This window comes from Micromonospora globispora (genome assembly GCF_003857015.1).
GTDB classification, from domain to species: domain Bacteria; phylum Actinomycetota; class Actinomycetes; order Mycobacteriales; family Micromonosporaceae; genus Micromonospora; species Micromonospora globispora.
On the sequence record NZ_QGGF01000199.1, the window covers coordinates 1 to 23,004 of the forward strand.

At 71.5% G+C, this 23,004-nt stretch carries 20 protein-coding genes; 10 read left to right on the forward strand and 10 right to left on the reverse strand.

Translation table 11 applies throughout. From position 1 onward, the window contains the following. The first annotated feature begins 327 nt into the window (after positions 1 to 327). Positions 328 to 1,491, forward strand: coding sequence for a pyridoxal-phosphate-dependent aminotransferase family protein (locus DKL51_RS07610; protein ID WP_124811876.1), 1,164 nt, complete (start codon positions 328 to 330; stop codon positions 1,489 to 1,491). Positions 1,492 to 1,546: 55 nt separating this feature from the next. Further along, entirely contained in the window at positions 1,547 to 4,477 is a 2,931-nt protein-coding gene (locus tag DKL51_RS07615; RefSeq protein WP_221623142.1) for an FAD-binding and (Fe-S)-binding domain-containing protein, read from the forward strand. Between the two features lie 106 nt (positions 4,478 to 4,583). On the opposite strand, the gene aceB is transcribed toward DKL51_RS07615, so the two are convergent. Next, the gene (gene aceB / locus DKL51_RS07620; RefSeq protein ID WP_124811877.1) at positions 4,584 to 6,185 is read right to left on the reverse strand and encodes a malate synthase A; all 1,602 of its coding nucleotides are present in this window, start codon (positions 6,183 to 6,185) and stop codon (positions 4,584 to 4,586) included. Between the two features lie 178 nt (positions 6,186 to 6,363). Between aceB and DKL51_RS07625 the strand changes: the two genes are divergently transcribed. Next, positions 6,364 to 7,185, forward strand: coding sequence for an IclR family transcriptional regulator (locus DKL51_RS07625; RefSeq protein WP_279306017.1), 822 nt, complete (start codon positions 6,364 to 6,366; stop codon positions 7,183 to 7,185). A 35-nt stretch (positions 7,186 to 7,220) separates the two neighbouring features. Here the strand turns inward: DKL51_RS07625 and DKL51_RS07630 are convergent, their stop codons facing one another. Further along, positions 7,221 to 7,799, reverse strand: a complete 579-nt coding sequence (locus tag DKL51_RS07630) for a gamma carbonic anhydrase family protein (RefSeq protein WP_124811878.1) — start codon at positions 7,797 to 7,799, stop codon at positions 7,221 to 7,223. After that, positions 7,796 to 8,569: a GntR family transcriptional regulator gene (locus DKL51_RS07635; RefSeq protein ID WP_109944692.1), complete on the reverse strand. Its 774-nt coding sequence runs from the start codon at positions 8,567 to 8,569 to the stop codon at positions 7,796 to 7,798. The genes DKL51_RS07630 and DKL51_RS07635 overlap by 4 nt, the downstream gene beginning before the upstream one ends. A 182-nt stretch (positions 8,570 to 8,751) precedes the next feature. On the opposite strand from DKL51_RS07635, the gene DKL51_RS07640 reads away from it, so the two are divergent. Genes DKL51_RS07640 through DKL51_RS07650 form a run of 3 tightly spaced genes read left to right on the forward strand, consistent with a single transcriptional unit; the run spans position 8,752 to position 12,229 of the window. Then, the gene (locus DKL51_RS07640) at positions 8,752 to 9,963 is read left to right on the forward strand and encodes a CaiB/BaiF CoA transferase family protein (protein ID WP_109944693.1); all 1,212 of its coding nucleotides are present in this window, start codon (positions 8,752 to 8,754) and stop codon (positions 9,961 to 9,963) included. A gap of 47 nt (positions 9,964 to 10,010) precedes the next feature. After that, the gene (locus tag DKL51_RS07645) at positions 10,011 to 10,793 is read left to right on the forward strand and encodes an enoyl-CoA hydratase/isomerase family protein (RefSeq protein ID WP_109944694.1); all 783 of its coding nucleotides are present in this window, start codon (positions 10,011 to 10,013) and stop codon (positions 10,791 to 10,793) included. A 26-nt stretch (positions 10,794 to 10,819) separates the two neighbouring features. Then, positions 10,820 to 12,229: an AMP-binding protein gene (locus DKL51_RS07650; RefSeq protein ID WP_109944695.1), complete on the forward strand. Its 1,410-nt coding sequence runs from the start codon at positions 10,820 to 10,822 to the stop codon at positions 12,227 to 12,229. 7 nt (positions 12,230 to 12,236) lie between these two features. Here the strand turns inward: DKL51_RS07650 and DKL51_RS07655 are convergent, their stop codons facing one another. After that, a complete protein-coding gene (locus tag DKL51_RS07655) occupies positions 12,237 to 13,028 on the reverse strand; it encodes a class I SAM-dependent methyltransferase (protein ID WP_109944709.1) in 792 nt (263 codons plus the stop codon). Between the two features lie 234 nt (positions 13,029 to 13,262). Here DKL51_RS07655 and ppsA point away from each other — a divergent pair, with 234 nt between their 5' ends. Both ppsA and DKL51_RS07665 read left to right on the forward strand, forming a co-directional pair. Continuing rightward, on the forward strand, positions 13,263 to 15,668 hold the full coding sequence (gene ppsA / locus DKL51_RS07660) for a phosphoenolpyruvate synthase (RefSeq protein ID WP_109944696.1): 2,406 nt from the start codon (positions 13,263 to 13,265) through the stop codon (positions 15,666 to 15,668). Positions 15,669 to 15,745: 77 nt separating this feature from the next. After that, positions 15,746 to 16,153 carry a DUF2267 domain-containing protein gene (locus tag DKL51_RS07665; protein ID WP_185734740.1) on the forward strand — a complete coding sequence of 136 codons (408 nt, stop codon included), beginning with the start codon at positions 15,746 to 15,748 and terminating at the stop codon, positions 16,151 to 16,153. 78 nt (positions 16,154 to 16,231) lie between these two features. Here the strand turns inward: DKL51_RS07665 and DKL51_RS07670 are convergent, their stop codons facing one another. The 3 genes from DKL51_RS07670 to DKL51_RS07680 all read right to left on the reverse strand — a co-directional run bounded on the left by DKL51_RS07670 (position 16,232) and on the right by DKL51_RS07680 (position 19,031). Beyond that, a complete protein-coding gene (locus DKL51_RS07670) occupies positions 16,232 to 16,639 on the reverse strand; it encodes a DUF2267 domain-containing protein (protein WP_109944697.1) in 408 nt (135 codons plus the stop codon). Positions 16,640 to 16,728: 89 nt separating this feature from the next. After that, a complete protein-coding gene (locus DKL51_RS07675) occupies positions 16,729 to 18,342 on the reverse strand; it encodes an MFS transporter (RefSeq protein WP_243422379.1) in 1,614 nt (537 codons plus the stop codon). Further along, positions 18,336 to 19,031 carry an SDR family NAD(P)-dependent oxidoreductase gene (locus DKL51_RS07680; RefSeq protein ID WP_109944698.1) on the reverse strand — a complete coding sequence of 232 codons (696 nt, stop codon included), beginning with the start codon at positions 19,029 to 19,031 and terminating at the stop codon, positions 18,336 to 18,338. The genes DKL51_RS07675 and DKL51_RS07680 overlap by 7 nt, the downstream gene beginning before the upstream one ends. Positions 19,032 to 19,229: 198 nt before the next feature. Between DKL51_RS07680 and DKL51_RS34805 the strand changes: the two genes are divergently transcribed. Continuing rightward, entirely contained in the window at positions 19,230 to 19,388 is a 159-nt protein-coding gene (locus tag DKL51_RS34805; protein WP_165823101.1) for a hypothetical protein, read from the forward strand. A gap of 18 nt (positions 19,389 to 19,406) precedes the next feature. After that, positions 19,407 to 19,841 (forward strand): TIGR03668 family PPOX class F420-dependent oxidoreductase, encoded by a 435-nt coding sequence (locus DKL51_RS07685; RefSeq protein ID WP_109944699.1) that lies wholly within the window; start codon positions 19,407 to 19,409, stop codon positions 19,839 to 19,841. Between the two features lie 26 nt (positions 19,842 to 19,867). On the opposite strand, the gene DKL51_RS07690 is transcribed toward DKL51_RS07685, so the two are convergent. From DKL51_RS07690 to DKL51_RS07700, 3 genes are all read right to left on the reverse strand, one after another. Further along, positions 19,868 to 20,779 carry a TIGR03619 family F420-dependent LLM class oxidoreductase gene (locus DKL51_RS07690; protein WP_109966353.1) on the reverse strand — a complete coding sequence of 304 codons (912 nt, stop codon included), beginning with the start codon at positions 20,777 to 20,779 and terminating at the stop codon, positions 19,868 to 19,870. Between the two features lie 56 nt (positions 20,780 to 20,835). Further along, the gene (locus DKL51_RS07695) at positions 20,836 to 21,417 is read right to left on the reverse strand and encodes a type 1 glutamine amidotransferase domain-containing protein (protein ID WP_109944712.1); all 582 of its coding nucleotides are present in this window, start codon (positions 21,415 to 21,417) and stop codon (positions 20,836 to 20,838) included. A 138-nt stretch (positions 21,418 to 21,555) separates the two neighbouring features. Continuing rightward, positions 21,556 to 22,914: a nicotinate phosphoribosyltransferase gene (locus tag DKL51_RS07700; protein ID WP_109944701.1), complete on the reverse strand. Its 1,359-nt coding sequence runs from the start codon at positions 22,912 to 22,914 to the stop codon at positions 21,556 to 21,558. Positions 22,915 to 23,004: the final 90 nt, after the last annotated feature.

Below are 23,004 nucleotides of genomic sequence, written 5' to 3' on the forward strand. Positions count from 1 at the left end.
GCCGGTATGCGTGCGATCCATTTCCGCGCCGACGACGTGACGCTGGAGGCGGCGGCACATCGTCGGCAGGACCGCGACGCACGTGTTTCCACGATGTGAAAAGACTTTTTCGTTGCGGGCGAGTATGGGCGATATCACATCGACCGTCAAGACCTGCCCAGGACCCCGCCGTGCGGCGGCATGCCGGGCCGGGACAGCGAAAGCGGCGAATGGCGGTTGGCCGCCCGCCGATGCTTGCGCTCCCCCGCCGGTTCGTTGATACGGTCTCCGTAATGCGGTACCCACCTTCCGCATAGCGGACTTCCTGAGCCGAGAGGTAGCTGCGGCATGACCCCCACCGGTCGTCACTTCCTCCAGATCCCGGGCCCCACCAACACCCCGGACCGAGTGCTCCGCGCCATGGCGGCACCCACCATCGACCACCGCGGCCCACAGTTCGCAGAGCTCGGCCTGGCGGTGCTCGAGGCCCTCAAGCCGGTCTTCGGCACGACCCAGCCCGTCGTCATCTACCCGGCCTCGGGCACCGGGGCGTGGGAAGCCGCCCTGGTCAACACCCTCAGCCCCGGCGACACGGTGGTGTGCTTCGAGACCGGCCACTTCGCCACCCTCTGGCAGGAGATGGCCCGCAGACTCGGCCTCGAGGTCGACTTCGTGCCCGGCGACTGGCGGCACGGCGTGGACCCGGAGGCCGTGGCCGACAAGCTGCGCAACGACCCGGGACACCGGATCAAGGCCGTTCTCGTCGTGCACAACGAGACCTCGACCGGCGTGACGAGCCGGATCGCCGAGATACGGCAGGCGATCGACTCCACCGGCCATCCCGCACTACTGCTGGTGGACACCATCTCCTCCCTGGGGTCCATCGAGTACCAGCACGACGCCTGGGGCGTCGACGTCACGGTGGCCGGCTCGCAGAAGGGTCTGATGCTGCCGCCCGGCCTCAGCTTCAACGCGATCAGCCAGAAGGCGCTGGAGGCGTCGAAGACGGCCCGGCTGCGGCGGTCGTTCTGGGACTGGCAGCCGATCCTCGAGGCCAACCAGCGCGGCTTCTTCCCGTACACCCCGGCCACCAACCTGCTGTACGGCCTGCGGGAAGCGCTGCGCATGCTGGACGAGGAGGGCCTGGCCAACGTCTACGCCCGCCACCGACGGCACGCCGAGGCGACCCGCCTGGCGGTACGCGGGTGGGGCCTCGAGGTGCTCTGCGCCGACGAGCGTGAGCACTCCGGCTCGCTGACGGCCGTCATCGTCCCGGACGGGTACGACGCCGACAAGATCCGCGCCGTCATCCTCGACCGCTACAACATGTCCCTCGGCGCCGGCCTCGGCAAACTGGCCGGGAAGATCTTCCGGATCGGCCACCTGGGTGACTTCAACGACCTCATGCTCGCCGGCACGCTCGCGGGGGTCCAGATGGGACTCGTCGCCGCCGGTTCTCCCATCGATCCCACGGGCATCAACGCCGCACTGGACCGGCTGCAACGTCCCTGAAGCCGCCCAGCCGGGCGCCCTTGTCGGCGCCGACCTCACAGGGGAGGACAGGGCCTTGACCATCAGCCGGAACCGCGTCGACAGCGATGACCAGGAACTCGGCGGGGAGCTCGCCCGGGACCTCGGGCGCGCCCTCCACGGGGAGGTGGGCTTCGACGCGTACACCCGCCACCTGTTCTCCCGCGACGCCAGCATGTACGCGATCCGGCCGCTGGGCGTGGTCTTCCCGCGACACGCGGACGACGTCGCGGCCGCCGTCGAACTGGCGGGCCGGTACGGCGTACCGGTGGTGCCGCGCGGTGGTGGCACGAGCCTCGCCGGCCAGACCATCGGACCCGGCCTGGTGCTCGACCTGTCCCGGCACATGCACCGCATCCTGGACATCGACGTGGACACCCGGGTGGCGCGGGTGCAGCCGGGCGTCGTCCAGGACCAGCTCAACCGCGCGGCCGCCGCGCACGGGCTGATGTTCGGCCCGGACACGTCGACCAGCAACCGCGCCACCATCGGTGGGATGCTCGGCAACAACTCCGCCGGCAGCGGATCCGTCCGCTACGGCATGACGATCGACCACATCCGCGAACTCGACGTCGTGCTCTCCGACGCCTCCCGGGCGCACTTCGCCCCGACGGACGCGGCCGAACGGACCCGTCGCGCCGGCCTGCCGACGCTCGAGGGGACGATCTACCGGCAGCTGCCGGAGCTGCTCGACGCCACTGCCGGCGCCATCGCCACCGGTTTCCCACCGTACTGGCGGCGGGCCTGCGGCTACCGGCTGGACCGGCTCGCCGGCGATTCGTCGTTCAACCTGGCCCCGTTCGTCGTCGGGTCCGAGGGCACCCTCGTGATCGCGACCGAGGCGCTCGTGGACCTCGTGCCCAAGCCGCGCCGGACGGTGATCGCGCTCGGCCACTTCACCTCGGTCCTCGCCGCCATCGAGGCGACCGAGGACGCTCTGGCCTGCGACCCGTCGGCCGTGGAGATGATGGACCGCACCATCCTCGACCTGTCCCGGCAGAAGATCGAGTACGCCGACCTCGGCCGGACCCTGGAAGGCGACCCGGAGGCGCTGCTCTTCGTCTCGTTCAGCGGGGACGACGAGCCCGAACTCGCCGGTCGGCTCGATCGCCTGGCCGCGCTCTGGAACAGGCACGGCCACGGCTACCACACCCTGCGCGCCGAGACGGCCCAGCAGCAGGCCCCGCTGCTCAAGGTGCGCAAGTCCAGCCTGGGCCTGCTGATGGCCGCCGGCAGCGGGACCCGGCGTCCGCTGGCGTTCGTCGAGGACACCGCGGTCGACCCGAAGCACCTCGCCGACTACACCAGGCGCTTCCGTCAGGTGCTCGACCGGCACGGCCTGGCGGCCGGCTTCTACGGGCACTGCTCCGTCGGTTGCCTGCACATCCGACCGTTCGTGGACGTCAGCAAACCGGAGCAGGTCCGGGCGATGCGCGCGGTCGCGGAGGAGATCAAGGACCTCGTCCGGGAGTACGGCGGGGTCAACTCCAGCGAGCACGGTGACGGCCTGGTCCGCAGCGAGTTCAACCGGGAGATCTTCGGCGAGGAGCTCTACGAGGCGATGCGGGCGGTCAAACGCATCTTCGACCCGGAGAACCGGATGAACCCCGGCAAGATCGTGGACGCGCCCGCCATGACGGAGAACCTCCGCGACGCCGCGCTCCCGGCGGCGCCGCCGATCCGGACCCGGTTGGCGTTCGACGTGGTCGGGGGCATGCGGGGCGCGGCCGACCGGTGCATGAACATCGGGCTGTGCCGCAAGAGCGCGACCGGTGCCATGTGTCCGTCGTACATGGCCACCCGGCAGGAGGAGCACGCCACCCGCGGCCGAGCCAACGCGCTGGTCAAGGCGCTGTCCGAGCCGGACCCGGCCGCGGCGCTCGGTGACGAGCGGCTGCACGAGATCCTCGACCTGTGCCTGATGTGCAAGGCGTGCAAGAGCGAGTGCCCACTCGGCGTGGACATGGCCTCGCTGAAGGCCGAGGCGCTCGCGCACCACCACGACGCCCACGGCGTACCGCTGCGCTCGCGGCTCTTCGGGGCCATCCGGATGCTCAACCGCGTCGGCTCGGCCGTGGCTCCGCTGTCCAACCTGCCGGTCGGCAGTCGCGTGCTGCGCCGGCTGATGGACCGCGCGGCCGGCATCACCCCGCACCGTCCGCTACCGGCCTTCCAGCGGGGCAACCTGGTCCGCTGGTTCCGCCGCCATACCCGCTCAGCGGACGGACCGGCGCCACAGGGCGAGGTGACGTTCCTGGCCGACTCCTTCACCACCTTCACCGAACCGGGGATCGGCCGGGCCGCGGTGGAACTGCTGGAAGCCGCCGGCTGGGCGGTTCGCCTGGAGAGCGGCGGATGCTGCGGTCGGGCCAGCTTCTCCAAGGGACTGCTCGACGACGCGAGACGACGGGCGCGGGGGCTGACCGCCCGGCTGGTCCGCTCGTCGCAGCCCGGATCTCCGATCGTCGGGTGCGAGCCGTCCTGCATCCTGACCCTGCGCGACGAACACCGGCAACTGCTACCCGACGACCCGAACGTACGGGACGTCTCCGGTCGGGTCCGTCAGGTGGAGGAACTGCTGGTCGAGGCCATCGATGCCGGTCGGCTGCGGCTCGGCGAGTCGGCAATCTCCGGCCGGCGCATCCTCTACCACGGGCACTGCCACCAGAAGGCCGAGGTGGGTACGGCCGCCACCGTGGCGTTGCTGCGTCGCATCCCCGGCGTCGAGGTGGTCGAACTGGACGCCGGTTGCTGCGGCATGGCCGGCTCGTTCGGGTACGAGTCCGAGCACTACGACCTGTCGATGACGGTGGGCAACGACCGGCTCTTCCCGGCCATCCGGGCCGAGTCGGCAGACACGGTGGTGGCCGCGACGGGGGTGTCCTGCCGGCAGCAGATCCGGCACGGCACGCAGCGGGTGGCCTGGCATCCGCTCGAACTGGTCCGCCAGTCGGTCTCCACCGGGTGACCGATCGCTGGCCCTCGTGGACGGTCGAGGACGGTCGAGTGCCGGGGCGGTGGTTCGCCGGCCCCGGCGGGGTGCTGTCGCAGCCCCGCCGGGGTCCGGCTCCTGCTCAGCTCTCGGCCGACACCTGGTACGCGGGAAGCGTGAGGAAGTCGGCGTAGTGATCGACGAGTGCCACCTCGAGGACCAGCCGGCGAGCCTGGGCGAACCGCTCCTCGTCGAACTGCTCCTTGCCCAGGGTGTCGCGGATCTTGGTCAGCTCCTCGTCGAGGATGCGCTCGACCAGATTGCGGGTGACCGTGGTACCCGTGTCAAGCGTGACGTCGTTGTGCACCCACTGCCAGATCTGCGACCGGGCGATCTCGGCGGTCGCCGCGTCCTCCATCAGGTTGAAGATGGCCACGGCGCCGTTGCCGGCCAGCCAGGAGGCGAGGTACTGCAGCGCGACGCTGATGTTGTTGCGCAGCCCGGCCTCGGTGACGGCACCGGGGGTGCTGGCCACGTCGAGCAACTGGTCCGCGGTGACCGAGACGTCCTCGCGCGGCCGGTCGAGCTGGTTGGGCTTGTCGCCGAGCACCCGGTCGAAGACCTCCTGGCAGATGGGCACCAGGTCGGGGTGGGCCACCCAGGAGCCGTCGAAGCCGTCCCCGGCCTCCCGTTCCTTGTCCTCCCGGACCTTGGCCAGCGCCACCTGGTTGACCTGCGGATCACGCCGGCTGGGGATGAAGGCGGCCATCCCGCCGATCGCGAAGGCCCCCCGCTTGTGACAGGTGCGGACGAGCAGTTCGGTGTAGGCGCGCATGAACGGGGCGGTCATCGTCACCGAGTTCCGGTCCGGCAGGACGAAGTGGGGGCCGGAGTCGCGGAAGTACTTGATGATGCTGAACAGATAGTCCCACCGGCCGGCGTTGAGCCCGGACGCGTGCTCGCGCAGCTCGTAGAGGATCTCCTCCATCTCGAACGCCGCCGGCATGGTCTCGATCAGGACGGTCGCCCGGATCGTGCCGTGCGGGACGCCGAGCTCCTGCTGGGCGAAGGTGAACACCTCGTTCCACAGCCGCGCCTCGAGGTGGCTCTCCATCTTGGGCAGGTAGAAGTACGGCCCACTCCCCCGGCGCAGGAGCTCCTGCGCGTTGTGGAAGAAGTACAGGCCGAAGTCCACCAGGGCGCCGACGACCGGCCTGCCGTCCACCAGCAGGTGGGTCTCGTCGAAGTGCCAGCCGCGGGGCCGTACCACGATGGTGGCGAGCCGCCGGTCCTCGCGCAGCGCGTACTCCCGGCCGTCGGGGGCGGTGAAGGTGATGGTGCGGCGCACCGCGTCGTACAGGTTGAGCTGCCCGCCCACGACGTTGCCCCAGTGCGGCGTGTTCGCGTCCTCGAGGTCGGCGAGCCAGACCCGGGCGCCGGAGTTGAGCGCGTTGATCGCCATCTTGCGCTCGGTCGGCCCGGTGATCTCCACCCGGCGGTCCTGCAGGTCCTCGGGGGCCGGCGCGACGCGCCACGCGGCCTCCCGCACCTCCCGGGTTTCCGGGCGGAAGTCCAGGCTGTGGGTGCGCGCCACCTCGTCGCGGCGCTGACGGCGCAGGCCGAGCAGCTCGTCGCGGCGGGCGCCGAACCGTCGTTGCAGCTCCGCGACGAAGGCCAGGGCCTCGGTGGTGAGGATCTCCTCGCCGCGCGGCACGGGGCCGCCGGTCACCTCGATATCGGGCATCCGGATCACCTTCTTCCGTCAAACGTTCATCATGGTGGATAATAGTTTCCGCCTTGCGGAAGTCAAGCGGCGTGGCACGCGAGAGGCTTTTCCGACGTGCCAGCTAGACTTCTGCCATGCGGAAACAGCGGGGCGTGCTGGTGCCCTGGCGTGCATCCGGGTGAGTAGGAGGACCTCAGTGACGGAGTCGAACCCGGACCTGGCTGCCGACGCCACGCAGCCCAGAGGTCGGGTGCCCGGTGGGGTCCAGTCGCTGGAACGGGCCTTCGAACTGCTCGAAACCATGGCGGACGCCGGCGGCGTCATCGGGCTGTCCCGGCTCGCTCAGGAGTCCGGGCTCGCGCTGCCCACCATCCACCGGCTGATCCGCACCCTGGTCGACCTCGGCTACGTCCGCCAGGAGCCGTCCCGGCAGTACTCCCTCGGTCCCCGGCTGATCCGGCTCGGCGACAGCGCCAGCCACCTGCTGGGCACCTGGTCGCGGCCCTACCTCTCCCGGCTGGTCGACTCGCTCGGCGAGAGCGCGAACCTCGCGATGCTCGACGGTGACCGGGTGGTGTACGTCGCCCAGGTCCAGTCCAGGCAGTCGATGCGGATGTTCACCGAGGTCGGACGGCGCGTCTACCCGCACTGCACGGCCGTGGGCAAGGCCCTGCTCGCCCACCTGCCCCCCGCCGACGTGCAGACGCTGCTCAAGCGCACCGGCATGCCGGCCCAGACCGAGCACACGATCACCGAACCGGACCGGTTCGCCGAGGAGATCGAGCGGGTACGGGCCAACGGGTACGCCATGGACGACGGCGAGCAGGAGATCGGCGTGCGGTGCGTCGCCGTACCCGTGCTCGGGACCTCCAACCGGCTCGCGGTCTCGGTCTCCGGGCCGGCGCCCCGGATGACCCCCGACGTGGTCGAGCGGGCCGTGCCCCTGCTCCGGCAGGCCGCCGCGGACCTGGCCGACGAGCTGAGCGCCCCCCGACCCACGGGGGCCGTCGCCGGCTGACCCGGTGACGGAACCGGAACCTCCGCGGCCCAGCCTCAGGCCGGGGCGCGGTCGCCCGCGGCGGTGTCCGTCCGACCAGTCGGAAGTAGGGACGTCGCTGCCGCGTGCGCCCGGGCCCGGTCGACGTACCCCTCGGCGTTCCGCACGATGTCCGCGCGTTCGTCCTCGGACAGCGCACGCCGAACCTTGGCCGGCACGCCGGCGACGAGCGAACCGGGCGGAATCACCGTCCCCTCCAGCACGACCGCGCCGGCGGCCACGAGCGAGCCGGAGCCGATCCGGGCGCCGTTGAGGACCACCGACCCCATACCGATCAGGACGTCGTCCTCGATCGTGCAGCCGTGCAGCACCGCGCGGTGCCCGACGGAGACTCCCGAGCCCACCACCGCCGGGAAGCCCGGATCGGCGTGCACGACGCAGCCGTCCTGGATGTTGCTGCCGGCGCCGACGCTGATGTCCTCGGTGTCGGCGCGCAGCACGCAGCCGTACCAGACGCTGGCACCGGGTGCCAGCCGCACGGAGCCGATGATGGTGCACCCGGGCGCGGCCCAGGCCGCCTGATCGATCTCCGGCCTCCGGTCGCCGAAGTCGACGACGAGCGGTCGCGTGGTCACGATCGGGACCTCCGGTCCTGCGGTGCGGTGCGGGAGCGGGCGAGCTGGTCCAGCCAGGCCTCCGCCTCCGGGGAGCGGCCGTCGAGCGAGGGGCCCAGTTCGAGGATGAAGGTGTGCTGCCCGTGGTCGGCGAGCAGCTCGACGACCTCCTGCCGGTCGCCGCGTTCCAGGGCCTCCAGGATCGTGCGGTGCCGTTCGACGTTGCCCCACAGTCCCTCGTCGGGCACCCTCGCCCGCTGGTTCATGGCCATGCAGAGGCGCATCTGCAGGGACAGGGAGCGGTAGGCGTCCTCCAACCGGCGGTGCCCGGCCAGCCCCACCACAGCCAGATGGAAGTCGAAGGCGCGATCGGTGACGGTGGCCGCGTCACCCGCGCGGGCGGCCTCCTCCAACTCGCGTAGGGCCGTCCGGCAGCGCTCGAGACGCGCGGGCACCCGCACGGGCACGCCCAACTCGACCGCCATCCGCTCGAGCTGGTCGCGGAGGCTGAAGATCTCGTACACGTCGTGCAGGGTGATCGGGACGACGATCGCGCCGCGCCGCGGCTGCTGCACGATCAGGCCCTCCTGCTCCAGCACCCGCAACGCTTCGCGCAGCGGCGGCCGGGACACGCCGAGCTGGTGGGTGAGCTGGTTCTCCACCACGCGATCCCCGGGTTGCAGCCGGCCCGAGAGGATCATCTTGCGCACGGCGTCCGCAGCCAGCTGCGACATGCTCGGTGGACCCACGATCCGGACCGCCTCACCCGTCACCGTCGCCCTCTCCCCCATCGGAGCTCCTCGAAGTCGTCGCGCGGTGCGGCCGGCCGCGACACGCCGTTCCCGACCGCCGAACAAACTCTTGTCTTCTGTAGACAAGCCCGCACTCTACCGGTAGCTTTCGCATCCGAACACCCCCGCGCATCCCCGGCACGGGCGTTCGATCACCGCGCCGATCAGTCGGAGGCAGGTCGATGAGCACGAAACGCACGCCACCCCTGGCGGGAGTGACTGTGGTCGAGATCGGAGCGTTCATGGCGGCGCCGTTCGCCGCCATGCAACTGGCCGACCTCGGCGCGGACGTCATCAAGGTCGAGCACGCGGTCGGCGGGGACCCGGTACGCCAGACCGGTCCGTTCCTCGGGACGGAGAGTTCGCCGTTCGTCCGGATCAACCGCAACAAGCGCTCGGTCGCCCTGGACCTCAAGTCCCCGGACGCCCGCCGAGCCTTCCTCCGCCTGGTCGAACGGGCCGACGTGCTGGTGGAGAACCTCCGGCCCGGTGCCATGCGGCGGCTCGGCCTGGGTTACGAGGACCTGCGGGAGATCAACCCTCGGCTGGTGTACGCCTCCGCCTCCGGCTGGGGGCAGGACGGGCCCCTCGCGGGCCTGCCCGGGCTGGACATCATGGCGCAGGCCCGGAGCGGCCTGATGAGCATCACCGGCCACCCGGGCGGTCCACCGGCCAAGGTGGGCGTGCCGATCTGCGACCTCGTCTGCGGCCTCTACGTGGCGCTCGCGGTCACCGCCGCGCTGCGCGAGCGGGACCGCTCCGACGCGGGCCAGTACATCGACGTCAGCCTGTACGAGGCTGGTGTCTCCTTCGCCGTCTGGGAGGCGGGAAAGTACTTCGCCACCGGCGAGGTGGGCGGCCCGATGGGCTCCGCGCACCAGAGCAACGCCCCGTACCAGGCGGTGCACAGCAGCGACGGGTACGTGACGATCGGTGCCACCACACCCCGCAACTGGCAGGCGTTCTGCGACGCCCTCGGGCTGACCCACCTGCTCGACGACCCCCGCTACGCCGACGCGTTCTCCCGCCTGGCGAACCGCACCGAGCTGATCGGGACCATCGAGACGGTCACCAGCACGATGAGCACCGACGAGATCGTCGAACGGCTCAACAAGGCCGGCGTACCGTGCGCCCCCATCGCCGACTACGGCGAGGTGTTCACCGACGAACACCTCGCCGCCCGCGACTTCTTCTGGGACGCCGAGCACCCGACCGTGGGGCCGGTGCGGCAACTCGGGTCGCCGATGCGGCTGTCCGAGACCCCGGTGCGGCGCGACGGGGCGGGACCGATGCTCGGCGCCGACACCCGCGAGGTGCTGGCCGCCGTGGGCTGCAGCCCAAAGGAGATCGAGGGTCTCGTCGCGTCCGGCGCCGCCGTGGCAGCGGACGGATGACTACGGCCGTACGGCCCAGAGCAGCGTCGACGAGCAGGAGGTAGGCCATGTCCGCTCCCCCCGGTTCCCGCGCCGAGGTCCTCGTGGACCGGCAGGGCCCGGTCCTCACCGTGACCTTCAACCGGCCCGCGCAGCGCAACGCGATGACGTGGGCGATGTACGACGGCCTGTACGAGGCGTGTGAACGGGCCGACGCGGACGACGACATCCGGCTGCTCGTGCTGCGCGGAGCCGGTGATGACGCCTTCGTCTCGGGTACCGACATCCGCCAGTTCGCCGAATTCACCAGCGGGGACGACGGCGTCGCGTACGAGCGGCGGATCACGCGCGTGCTCGACCGGCTCGAGGACGTCAACGTACCGACGGTCGCGGCCATCCGGGGGTACTGCGTCGGGGCGGGCCTGGCGATCGCCGCCGTGTGTGACCTGCGCCTGGCCACGCCGGACGCCAAGTTCGGCATCCCCGTCGCGAGGACCCTGGGCAACTGCCTGTCGATGCCCACCTACGCGCTGCTGGTGCACCACCTCGGGCCGGCCCGTACCCTGGATCTGCTGCTCAACGCGAAGTTCTACTCCGGCCAGGAGGCGCACGCGGCGGGGTTCGTGGCCGAGTCCACGACGGACCTCGACGAGGCCGTCCAGCAGACGGTCGACCGCCTGCTCGGGCACGCCCCGCTCACCATGTGGGCGACGAAGGAGGCGGTCCGCCGGTTGCGCCGCGGTGAAGTGGCCGGGGACGACATCGTCTCCCGGGTCTACGGCAGCCACGACTTCCGCGCCGCCGTGCAGGCGTTCACCAGCAAGCAGACCAGGACCTGGACCGGACGGTGACCACGATGCGACGAGGGAGCGAAGAGATGTTGCTGCCGGCCCTGTCCGGGGTGTTCGGTGACGCGGCGGACGCGATCCGGGTCGGCGACCAGCGGGCGTCCCGGGAGGACCTGCTGTCGGCCGCCACCGCCCTGGCCGATCGGATCGCCGGAAGCCCCGCGGTGGCGGTCTGGGCGACCGCCGGCATGGAGACCGTGGTGGCGGTCGTGGCCGGCCTGCTCGCCGGCGTGCCCGTGGTGCCCGTGCCGCCGGACTCCGGCCCGAGCGAACGGGACTACGTGCTACGCGACTGCGCCGCGTCGCTGCTGCTCGTCCCCCCGACCAGCGCGGGAACCGCGCCGCTGGCCGAGGTGGCGGTCCCCGTTGCCACCGTCGACGTGACGGCACGCTCGTCCACCAGCTACCCGGAACCTGCGGACGGCACCGCGCTGATTCTCTACACCTCCGGCACCACCGGTGCACCGAAGGGCGCCCTGATCCCGCGGCGGGCGATCGCCGCCGACCTGGACGCGCTCGCGGACGCCTGGGCGTGGACTCCCGAGGATCTGCTCGTACACGGTCTCCCGCTGTTCCACGTGCACGGTCTCCTGCTGGGCGTCCTCGGTGCGCTCCGGGTCGGGTCCCGGCTGGCGCACACCGGCCGACCCAAGCCGGACGCGTACGCCGCGGCGGCCGGAACGCTGTACTTCGGCGTGCCGACTGTCTGGTCCAGGGTGTGCGCCGACCCGGCCGCCGCCCGCGCGCTGTCCTCGGCCAGGCTGCTGGTCTCGGGTAGCGCACCGCTGCCGCTGCCCGTCTTCGAGCGGCTCGCCGAGCTCACCGGACAGCCGCCCGTCGAGCGGTACGGGATGACCGAAACGCTGATCACGGTGAGCGGCCGCGCGGACGGTGAACGCCGCCCCGGGTTCGTCGGTACGCCGGTTGCCGGGGTGCAGACCAGACTGGTCGCCGACGACGGCACCCCGGTGGCGCCGGACGGCGAGTCCCCCGGCGACCTGCAGGTACGCGGCCCGATGATGTTCAGCGGGTACCTCAACCGGGCGGCGGCCAACCAGGAGGCGTTCACCGCCGACGGCTGGTTCCGCACCGGAGACATCGCCACCATCGACGCCGACGGGTGGCACCGGATCATCGGACGCGCGTCCATCGACATGATCAAGAGCGGCGGGTACCGGATCGGCGCGGGCGAGGTGGAGAACGCGCTGCTCGCTCACCCCGCGGTCCGGGAGGCCGCGGTGATCGGCGCGCCCCACCCCGATCTCGGGCAGCAGGTGGTCGCGTACGTCGTCGCCGACGCCACCACCGAGGCGCAGCTCATCGAATTCGTGGCCGGGCGGATCTCCGCGCACAAGCGGCCGCGGCAGGTTCACCTCGTCGAGCAACTGCCCCGCAACGCGATGGGCAAGGTGCAGAAGAAGCTGCTGGCCGGCGGGTGAGTCCCGGTCATGACGACGGCGTCGCCGAGATGTGCGCCCACGTCTGGGTGAAGTAGAGCTCGTCGTCCACCACGAGCGGGCGCAGCCCGGTCGGGTCGCCCCCGGCGAGTTCCCGTGCCAGCTCGTCGGAGATCCGGCGCGCGACGTCCGCAGGCGTGCCGGCCTGTTCGAGCCACGGACGAAGTGGACGCTCGACGTCGAAGACGTCGGACGCCCCGACGGCAGCACCGGCCGAGGTGAGCAGCCGGACGATGGCGTCGACACTGAGCATCGCTCCGTGGGACGGGTCGCGCAGCCGCTCCAGCCGGTCGGGGTCGCCGGGCAACTCCGGCCTGACGACCATGTCGGCGACGACCACCCGCCCACCGGCCCGGCACACCCGCACGAGCTCCGCCGCGACCTCTGCCGCAGCCGGGACGTGGTGCAGGGAGAACCGGGAGATAACGAGCGAGAACGAACCGGTGAGGAAGGGCAGCCGGGCCGCATCGCCCCGCTGGAACACCACGTTGCGCACGCCTTCGGCGTCGGCTCGCGCCTTGCCCGTCGCCAGCATCTCGGGAGTGGTGTCAAGCGCGGTCACGTGCCGGGTCCGCACGGCGAGCGCGCGGGCGACCAGGCCGGTGCCGCAGGCGACGTCCAGGCAGACGTCCTCGGGGTCCGGCGCGGCGAAGTCGACCAGCCGCTGGAGATGTCTGGTGAACGCCGCGTTGAGACGTGCGTCCTCGAAGGTGCCGGCCTGCCGGGCGAACTCCCGCAGGATCAGGCCGTGCCGGACGGCCCTTTCGTCCTCTGCGCGCATCACCACGCCTCCTGACGAGCCGCGAACGAACCGAAGGCGGTACGACCGCAACCGTACCGACCTCACCACGAAGCCGCCCCGCGCCACATCGGAGTTCCAGCCCGGGGCGGCGAGGCGGAGTAGAGCCGCGGACTTGGGGAACCCGCCGACCGGGCTGATGGGGTCTGACCTCTTTTGAACCGTTGCGGGCAGCTGGTGGCCGGGCACGCCCGCGATGACGAGGAAGGGTGGGAGATGGGCACGCAGAGCATGGTGCGGTGGCTGGAAGACGTCTCGTCGGGCGACGTCGCCGTGGTGGGTGGCAAGAACGCCTCGCTCGGGGAGATGATCCGCGGCCTGTCCACGCGGGGCGTACGGGTGCCGGGCGGGTTCGCCATCACCGCGCAGGCGTACCGGGAGCTGCTGGACGCCAACGACCTGCGGACCCGCATCGCCGCCCAGATCGACGCGCTGCACCAGGGTGCCGACCTGGCGGAGGTGGGCGGCGCGATCCGCCGGATGTTCCTCGACGCACAGTTCCCGCCGGACCTCGCGCAGGCCGTCCGGGACGCCTACCGCGGGCTCGCGACCCGAGCGCGGCGGGAGGATCCGGATGTGGCGGTCCGCAGCAGCGCCACGGCGGAGGATCTCCCCGAGGCCAGCTTCGCCGGCCAGCAGGAGACCTACCTCAACGTCCGGGGCGAGCAGGCGCTGCTGGAGGCCTGCAAACGCTGCTACGCGTCGCTCTTCACCGACCGGGCGATCAGCTACCGGGAACACCACCGCTTCGACCATCTCAAGGTGGCGTTGTCCATCGGTGTCCAGCAGATGGTGCGCTCCGACAGAGCCGGCGCGGGGGTGATGTTCTCCATCGACACCGACAGCGGTTTTCCGCGGGTGGTGCTCATCAACGCTTCGTGGGGTCTCGGTGAGTCGGTCGTCGCGGGCAAGGTGGACCCGGACGAGTACCTGGTCTTCAAGCCGCTGCTCGCGAACCCGGAAGCGACTCCGGTGATCTCGAAGAAGGTCGGCGGCAAGCGCTCCAAGATCATCTACAGCGATTCCGGTGGCGACCCGACCCGGGCCGTCGAGACCAGCGCCGAGGAACAGACCGCGACGGTCCTGACCGACCAGGAGATCACCCGGCTGGCCCGCTGGGCCACCGCGATCGAGGACCACTACGGCCGCGCGATGGACATGGAGTGGGCGAAGGACGGCGAGACCGGCGAGATCTACCTCGTCCAGGCCCGACCCGAGACGGTCCACGTCCACAAGGAGGCCTCCACCCTGCGGTCGTACCGGTTGACCGGCCACGGCGACCGCCTGGTCAGCGGCCTGGCCATCGGCGACGCGATCGCCGCCGGCAAGGTCTGCAACCTGCGCAGCGCTGCCGAGATCGACCGGTTCCAGGACGGCGCCGTGCTGGTCACCGGCGCGACCGACCCCGACTGGGAACCGATCATGAAGCGGGCGGCGGCCATCGTCACCGACCACGGCGGCCGGACATCGCACGCCGCCATCGTCAGCAGGGAGCTCGGGCTGGCCGCCATCGTGGGCACCGGCGATGCCACCAGCCGGCTGACCGACGGGCAGGAGATCACCGTCTCCTGCGCCGAGGGCGACGAGGGCCACATCTACGCCGGGATCCTCGACTACGACGCACGGGAGATCGACCTGGCCCAGATCCCCACCACGAGGACCCAGGTCATGCTGAACCTGGCCGAGCCGGCCGCGGCCTTCCGGTGGTGGCGGCTACCGGCCGACGGGGTGGGCCTGGCCCGCATGGAGTTCATCGTCAACAACCACATCAAGATCCACCCGATGGCCCTCGTTCGCTTCGCCGAGCTCGACGACGATAAGGCCCGCCGACAGATCACCGAGCTGACCCGCGGCCACGAGGACAAGACCGAGTTCTTCGTCGAGCACCTCGCGTACGGCATCGCCCGCATCGCCGCCGCCTGGTGGCCGAAGCCGGTCATCGTCCGGATGAGCGACTTCAAGACCAACGAGTACGCCAGGCTCATCGGTGGCGAGGCGTTCGAACCGGCGGAAGAGAACCCGATGCTGGGTTGGCGAGGAGCCAGCCGCTACTACAGCGAGGACTATCGGCAGGGCTTCGCTCTCGAGTGCCGCGCCCTGCGCCGGGTACGCGACGCGATGGGACTCACCAACACGGTCGTGATGATCCCGTTCTGCCGCACCCCGCAGGAGGCCGACCACGTCCTCGAGACCATGGCCGAACAGGGCCTGATCCGCGGCCGGAACGGCCTGCAGGTCTACGTCATGGTGGAGATCCCCTCCAACGTCCTGCTCGCCGCCGAGTTCGCCGAACGCTTCGACGGCTTCTCCATCGGCAGCAACGACCTCACCCAGCTCACCCTCGGCGTCGACCGCGACTCCGAGCGGCTCGCGCCCCTGTTCAACGAGCGTGATCCGGCCGTCACGAAAAGCATCGAGGCAGTGATCAGTGCGGCGCACGACAACCGCCGGAAGGTTGGCCTGTGCGGCCAACGTCCCAGCGACGACCCGGAGTTCGCCCGCCTACTGGTCCGGGCGGGCATCGACTCCGTCTCCGTCTCGCCGGACAGCTTCCTCGGCGTGAAGGACATCGTCGCCGCCGCCGAGCGCGCGCACCACGGGCAGCACCGGCCCGGCCACTGACACCCGCGCCGAACCGTGCGCCGTTTGGCGTCCCGGTGAACGGGTAGACGCCGCATCCATTCAAGAGGAAGGGCCCGATGGTGGACGACAACCAGTTCATCGACGCAGTGGCGAGGCGCTCAGGGACGTCAACCGAGCAGGCGACCGCCCTCACCCGGGCCACGCTGACCACCGTGGCGGAGCGGATAGACGGCGGCGAGGCGCGGGACCTCGCCACCCAGCTCCCCGAGGGACTCCGGCCGTACGCGTTCGCCGCCAGCGAGACGGCCGAGCGGTTCGGGTTCGACGTGTTCGTGCAGCGGATCGCAGGTCGCGCCGACGTCGATCCGGCGCTGGCGGAGGCCGGCGCCCGGGCGGTCTTCGACACGCTCCGCGAGGCGGTGGCCGCCGACGAGTACGAGGACGTCGTCTCGCAACTCCCGTCCGAATTGGCCCAGGTCGCCAACCCTGTAGCGCCCTTCAACGTGCAGCAGGGCCCGAGTTAGCTCTCCATGTGGCCGCCGCGATTCAGGGCCCTGCCCCTCCCCGGGCAGGGCCCTGAATCTGTGCGCCGTGTCGGAGGGCTACGTCCCCACGTGGCGAGTCTGGAGCCGGTTGGCACTCGGCCCGGTGAGCTGCCAGAACTCCTCCGGTAGCTGGTCGATGAAGTCCCCGTACTCCTTCGCGCTGGCCGACTCGCGAAGTGTGTCCAGCACGGCGTGGGCACCGTCAGTCGCCGCCTGAAGGTTTACCGCGGCCCGCGACTGGATCCGCTCGAAAAATTCGGCGAGTCCGAACGGTTCCGGATCCTCCATGGGCTTCCGCACGTAGCCCCGCAGCTCCTCGGGGAGCTGGGAGGCGAGGTCCCGCGCCTGGCCACCACTGATGCGTTCCGCCAACGTCTCGAGCGTGGCGCGGGTGATGGGTTCCGCCTGCGCCGGTGACATTTTCGGTCGCGCCGCGACGGACTGGATGAACTCGGTGTGGTCCACCTCGGATCCCCTCTCGAAACCGGATTGCGGCGGGTACCCGTGCCCGCCGCGGTGAAACCGGCTGCTTCCGGCCCGCACGGTCAGGTGGGTTATCGCCGTTCCGCGGCGGCGGGCAGCAGGTGCCTTACCTCCGGTTCGCCCCCGGCGATCTCCTTCACGCGTTCCTCCGCCTCCTGGTCGGCTCCGGTCAACCGGCCGCCATGCTGGCGCAGGTGCTCGTCCCACGACGGCACCAGGTAGACCTCGACGAAGCGGGGCGGGCACTCACCCTCGCGGAACAACCCCCACTGCATCCCCCCGGTACGCTGCCGGAAGCCGCGGACCACCTCCATCGCCTCGATGAACTCCTGCTCTCGCTCGGGCGGGACGGTGTAGGCCACCGTCACCAGCACCGGCCCCACCCGGGGATCCGGTTCGAGGGCGAGTTCCAGCGGGGGCAGGTAGGTGGTCGGGTCCTTGGTCACTCCGCGCAGCTCCGGCAGCGGCCAGATCTGCGCGGTCACCGCGCCGACCAGCATCAACCCGCCCGCGACCAGCAGCGCGGGGGCCAGGCCGGCGGTGTCGGCCACCACGCCCCAGATGAACGCGCCGACCGCCTGCCCGCCGCCCTGCACCACCTGGTAGACGGCGAGGCCCCGGGCGCGTACCCAGCCGGGCAGGAAGAGTTGGATCTCGGCGTTGACGTTGGCGAGGACTGTCACCCAGGCCAATCCGGCCGGCAGCAGGGCGATCAGCACCACCGGGACGACCCGTACGGTAGCCACCACGATCAGCGCGCCGCCGTAGAGCACGCCGGCCACCAGGAGGAAGCGGTTGGCCGACATCCGGGTCCGGATCCACGGCAGCAGCAGGCCGCCCGAGATGGCGCCCACGCCGAGGGCGGCCAGCAGCAGGCCGTACCCGCTGGAGTTCATGTGGAGCCGGCGGGCGGCCACCAACGGCAGCAGCGCCCAGAGCGCGCTGGCCGGGATCACGAAGACCAGCGCCCGCCGCAGCAGCCGGCGCACGATCGGCGAGTGCCGCACGTACCGGCCACCGGCGCGCAGCGCCGCGGTGAACCGCTCGGGCACCTCGACCGCGCGGGCGTTCCCGGGTCGCCAGCGGACCAGCGCGACCGCGAAGATCAGAAACGCCACTGCGTTGAGGGCGAACACCGGGGCCGCGCCCAGGTGGGCGATCAGCACACCGGCCGCGGCCGGGCCGATGGCCCGGGCCACGTTGACGCTGATGGAGCCGAGCGCGGACGCCGCCCGCAGCTGCTCGCGGGGCACCAGCTCGGGAATCACCGCGGCCCAGGCCGGCAGGGTGAGCGCCTGCCCGACGCCGAACGCGAAGGTGAGGGTGAGCAGCAGCGCCGGCGGCATCCGGTCGGTCGCGGTCAGCACGGCCAACGCCGCGGCCACCGCGACCATGAACAGCTGCACCGAGATGAGCAGATGCCGACGGTCCAGGGCGTCCGCCAGCGCGCCCGCCGGCAGGGCCAGCAACAGCATCGGCAGCAGGCTGGCGGTCTGCACCAGGGCGACCAGGGTCGAGGCGTTCGCCTGGTGGATCAGCAACCACTGCGCGCCGACCGTCTGCATCCAGGTGCCGATGTTCGCACCGAGCAGGGCCAGCCACAGGCTGCGGTAGACCGCGACTCGCAACGGGCTCCACGCCGAGACCGGGGCCTCGGCCGTGGCGCCGCCTTCGGCGGTCACCACCGCCCGTCCGCGCGGAGCACGAGCTCGTTGGAGACGTACAGGTCGTCGGGGGCGAGCAGCAGCAGTCGGACCACCTCGCTGGCGACCTGCTCGGGTAGCGCATAGATCTCGTCGAGGAACTCGGCGCCGACCCGCTCCTGCAACCGGGTCGGCATCGGCCCCGGGTGCAGCTGCATCACCTTGATCCGATTACTGTGCTGCGCCTCGGCCAGCGACTCCACCAGGCTGGCGCCGTAGCTCTTGGTCGCCCGGTAGACCGGGATGCCGGGCCGGGCCTTCACCACGGCCATCGCGCCCGTGTACACCACGTTGCCGAAACCTTGTCTGTGCAGGTGGTACAGCGCCTCTCGGAGCACATACGTGGTGCCGAGGGCGTTGACCTCGACGGCCCGCCGGATGCGCTCCGGGGGAAGCTCCAGCAGGTCGCCGCCCGCCCACACCGAGGCGCAGGTCACCACCCCGTCGATCACGCCGTAACGGTCGACCACCTCGGCGAACGCCGCGCGTACGTGCTCGTGGAGGGACACGTCACAGACGAGGCCGGTGCAGCCCAGCTCGGCAGCCACTGCGGAAACCTCGTCCGGCACATCGCCGAGAACGGCGACCCGGTGGTCCTTGCCGATCTGACGGGCGACCGCCAGACCCAGGCCGCTGGTGCCACCGACCACCACGAAGGTTTTGGCATCCATGTCCCTCCAGCCGTCGCAGCCCACGAGCGCTTCGCGGCGCGAAACGGCGCTGCCTTCCCGCTGTCGCCCGTTCCACACGCGGCCACGGCCCTGCGCCGCGGGTCTCGGCCGATCCCGCTCCGACCTGGTCCGCGATGACCGAGACTGGACGCGACCAGTACCGCGGCGCACCCGCCGCGCGAGCACCGGGGAGGCGTGATGACATCGGTCGGGGAACGCATCAAGGGATTCTGGAACAGCCCACAGACCCGCAAGCTGGTGCAGAGCGGGCGACGCCAGGCGGCGAAGCCGAGCACGCAGCAGAAGCTCCGGCAGATCGCGGACCGGATGACCGGCCGGTCGTCCCCGCGCCGCTGACGGACACCGTCGCGGCCGGTGCCCGGCGAGGAACTGCGGCAGCGGGTGGGGTCGGCCCGGGCAGCGCGGCTGGCCACGGTCGACCCGGACGGCCGGCCACACCTGGTGCCGGTCTGCTTCGTCCTGCTCGGCGACGTGGTCTACCACGCGGTCGACGAAAAGCCCAAGCGCCACCGGCGGTTGCGTCGGCTGGCGAACATCCAGGCGACCGGACGCGCCTGCCTGCTCATCGACGAGTACGACGAGGACTGGTCGAAGCTGTGGTGGGTTCGGCTGGACGGGCACGGCCGGCAGGTGGAGGACCCGGCGGAGGAGGCCGCGGCCCGCGCGGCGCTGGCCGCGAAGTATCCGCAGTACGTCGAGCGGCCACCCGGCGGGCCGGTGGTCGCGGTCACGGTGACCCACTGGTCGGCGTGGTCGGCGGCGCAAGGATCCCCGGACCCGGGCCGGTGAGCCGCCGTGACCGTGCGTCGTGGCGGTCAGGGGGTCGGTGCGAGGGCGTCGAGCACCTCGTCGGCCCGGCGCATCGACACGTCGGGGTCGGCCCGGGGTGAGCCGATCTCCGGATCGAAGTTGAGGTCCACGAACAACTCCGTGATGCCGGCCGCGGCCAGTCGGCCGAAGTCCGCCCGGATCTGGTCGAGCGTGCCGGTGAGCGGCTCACGGTCGGCCGGCATGGCGGGGCGTACCCGGACGGCACCCCGGCAGACGAACCGCAACGAGCCGGGATCGCGCCCGGCGTCCGCCGCGGCGGCCTTGACCGTCGCGACCGCCTCGCCGATCCCCTCCAGGTCGGCCTGACTGCCGCTGACCCAGCCGTCGGCCAGCCGGCCCGCCCGGCGCAGCGCCTCGGGCGCATGGCCGCCGAGCAGGATCGGCGGGTGCGGGCGCTGGACTGGCTTCGGCTCCATCCGGGTCGGCGGGACCTGGTAGAACTCGCCGCGGTGCTCGACGACGTCGTCCTGCCAGAGCGCGCGGAGCACGTCGACGAACTCGGCCGCCCGCCGGCCCCGCCGGTGTCTGCTCGCACCGGTCGCCTGGTACTCCTCGGTGGACCAGCCGAGGCCGAGGCCGACATCCAGCCGTCCGCGGGCGAGGATGTCGAGCGTCGCGGCCTGCTTCGCCACCACCACCGGGGAGAGGAACGGCATGTCGAGCACCGCCACGCCGAGCCGGATGCGCGTGGTGTGGGCCGCGAGGAACGCCAGCGTGGTCACCGGGTCCTGAACGCTGTGGTACGTCTCGCTCCAGCCGAGGTCGGCGGGCACCAGCAGGCGCTGGAACGTCCAGAGCGAGTGGTATCCGAGCAGCTCGGCGCGGCGCGCGACGTGGACCATGTGCTCCGGCGTTGCCCACGAGCCGGAGACGGGCGGGGCGAATCCAACCTCCACTCCCGGCACGCTACCCAGTTCTGGGCCGGGGGCGGAGGCAGATGCGCCGGGCGGTGTCAGGCCGTTGCCATCTGCCGGACGTGTCGGCCCTCGGCGAACTCCTCGACCATCTTCGCGCAGAACGCCGGAAGGTCGCTCGGGCGGCGGCTGGTGACCAGGCCGTTGTCGACCTGTACCTGCTGGTCGACCCAGTTCCCGCCCGCGTTGCGGATGTCGGTGCTCAAGCTGGGATACGAGGTGACGGTCCGGCCGTTGACGATTCCGGTCTCGACCAGCGACCAGGGGCCGTGGCAGATCGCCGCCACCGGTTTCTCCTGCAGGAAGATGGCCCGGACGAAGTCCATCGCTGCCGGATTCATCCGGAGCCGGTCCGGATTGACCGTTCCGCCCGGGAGCACCAGGGCGTCGTAGTCGGCCGCGTTGGCCTCGTTCACCGTGCGGTCCACCCGGTAGCGGTTGGCCGGGTTGATGTCGTGGTTCATGGACTGGATCTCGCCCGGGTTCAGCGACACGAGGTGGACCTCGGCTCCCGCCTGCTCCACGGCGGCCCGCGACTGGATGTACTCCACGTCTTCCACCCCGTCCGTGGCGAGGATGGCGATCCGCTTCCCGGTCAGTGGCTGCTGGCTCTGCGCCATGATGCGGTCTCCCTTCGTGGCGCCGCCCTTCCGGCGGCGCATGGCCGGCTCGCGGTCGCCTTCCCGGTGACCGGATCGGCAAACAGGCCCGGGGGCGCCGCCGGTGTAGCACAATCCGGCCCGCCGCAAGGCGGGCGGTCAGCGGCCCGCGCTGCGGACGCCACCGGTCGAGACCGGCGCGAACTGCTCGGCCATCCGGCGGTGCAGGTCGGCGAGCGCCGCGCTCACCGTGGCGGCGAGCGGCATCGGATCGGCCAGCCTGCGCGCCGACTCCGGTAGCCACCCGAGATCGGCGTCGAACCGCTGGCGGCCGGCGCGTACCTCGCCGACGGGATCGGCCGGGTCGAGGCGCCGGCCGCCCCGCATGACCGGTACGAGCAGCGGTTGCCGGTCTCCGGGCGGTGGCTCGTCGCGCAGCCCCACCACGTCGCCGCTGTTCCCACCGGGATCGCGGAAGACCTGCTTGGCGCCGGGCAGCGTGGCCTTGCCGGGCGACAGCTTGAGCACCGGTCGCTCCCCGACGCTGACCAGCTTGTAGGCGCTGTCGAGTGACGGCGCGTCGTAGGAGACGCCCATCCGGGTGCCGACGCCGTACGCGTCGATCGGTGCGCCGTCGGCGACCAGCGCCGCGATGACGTCCTCGTCGAGGCTGCCGCTCGCCACGATCTGTGCCTGGGTCAGCCCGGCGCCGTCGAGGATCGCGCGGGTCTGCCGGGCCAGCGCGGAGAGGTCTCCCGAGTCGAGCCGGACGCCGACCGGCCCGGTCAGGCCGAGCTCGGCGATGACATCCACGGCGGCCCGCACCCCGGCGGGCGTGTCGTAGGTGTCGACGAGGAACACCGGGTTCGTGGGAAAGTCGGCGGCGAAGGCGCGGAACGCGGCCCGCTCGTCGGGGAACGCCTCGACGTAGGAGTGGGCCATCGTTCCGGAGGGTCGTAGTCCGTACCGTCGGGCGGCCTCGACGTGGCTGGTGGCGGCGAAGCCGGCGATGGCCGACGCACGGGCCACGGCCGCCCCGGCCTCGATCCCCTGAGTGCGGCGGAACGCGAAATCGATCAGCTGCGCGCCGCCGGCGGCGAGCCGGCAACGGGCTGCCTTGCTGGCGATCGTGGTGTGGAAGGTGAGCAGATTCAGCACGGCGGTCTCCACCAGCTGCGCCTCGGCGATCGGCGCGGTGACCTCCAGCAGCGGCTCGTCGGCGAAGACCACCCGGCCCTCCGGTACGGCCCACACGTCGCCGGTGAACCGCAGCCGGGCGAACGCCTCCAGGGTCGGCTGGTCGAACCCGACATCCCGCAGATAGGCCAGATCGTCGTCGTCGAACGCGAAGGCTTCCAGGAACGCCAGCGCCTCGGCCAGCCCGGCGGCCACCAGGAAGCCGCGTTGCGCCGGCAGACGGCGGACGAACAGGCTGAACGTGGCGCGCTCCACCATCGCACGGCGCAGATAGCTGGCCGCCATCCGCAGCTCGTACAGGTCGGTCTGCAGCCCCGTCATGCCGCCTCCTCAGCCACGCAACCACTGTGGTCGAGCCGACGGCGGAGCGGGCCGAAATGGGGAGATTCAGGTCCGGAGCAGCAGCGACCG

Excerpts from the sequence above, each read along its gene's own strand:
- DKL51_RS07635 (WP_109944692.1), bottom strand. The coding sequence starts at position 8,569 with ATGGGGGAGAGGGCGACGGTGACGGGTGAGGCGGTCCGGATCGTGGGT.
- DKL51_RS07650 (WP_109944695.1), top strand. The coding sequence starts at position 10,820 with ATGTTGCTGCCGGCCCTGTCCGGGGTGTTCGGTGACGCGGCGGACGCG.
- DKL51_RS07700 (WP_109944701.1), bottom strand. The coding sequence starts at position 22,914 with ATGACGGGGCTGCAGACCGACCTGTACGAGCTGCGGATGGCGGCCAGC.
- ppsA (WP_109944696.1), top strand. The coding sequence starts at position 13,263 with ATGGGCACGCAGAGCATGGTGCGGTGGCTGGAAGACGTCTCGTCGGGC.
- DKL51_RS07655 (WP_109944709.1), bottom strand. The coding sequence starts at position 13,028 with ATGCGCGCAGAGGACGAAAGGGCCGTCCGGCACGGCCTGATCCTGCGG.
- DKL51_RS07610 (WP_124811876.1), top strand. The coding sequence starts at position 328 with ATGACCCCCACCGGTCGTCACTTCCTCCAGATCCCGGGCCCCACCAAC.
- DKL51_RS07645 (WP_109944694.1), top strand. The coding sequence starts at position 10,011 with ATGTCCGCTCCCCCCGGTTCCCGCGCCGAGGTCCTCGTGGACCGGCAG.
- DKL51_RS07665 (WP_185734740.1), top strand. The coding sequence starts at position 15,746 with ATGGTGGACGACAACCAGTTCATCGACGCAGTGGCGAGGCGCTCAGGG.
- DKL51_RS07680 (WP_109944698.1), bottom strand. The coding sequence starts at position 19,031 with ATGGATGCCAAAACCTTCGTGGTGGTCGGTGGCACCAGCGGCCTGGGT.
- DKL51_RS34805 (WP_165823101.1), top strand. The coding sequence starts at position 19,230 with ATGACATCGGTCGGGGAACGCATCAAGGGATTCTGGAACAGCCCACAG.
- DKL51_RS07695 (WP_109944712.1), bottom strand. The coding sequence starts at position 21,417 with ATGGCGCAGAGCCAGCAGCCACTGACCGGGAAGCGGATCGCCATCCTC.
- DKL51_RS07640 (WP_109944693.1), top strand. The coding sequence starts at position 8,752 with ATGAGCACGAAACGCACGCCACCCCTGGCGGGAGTGACTGTGGTCGAG.
- aceB (WP_124811877.1), bottom strand. The coding sequence starts at position 6,185 with ATGCCCGATATCGAGGTGACCGGCGGCCCCGTGCCGCGCGGCGAGGAG.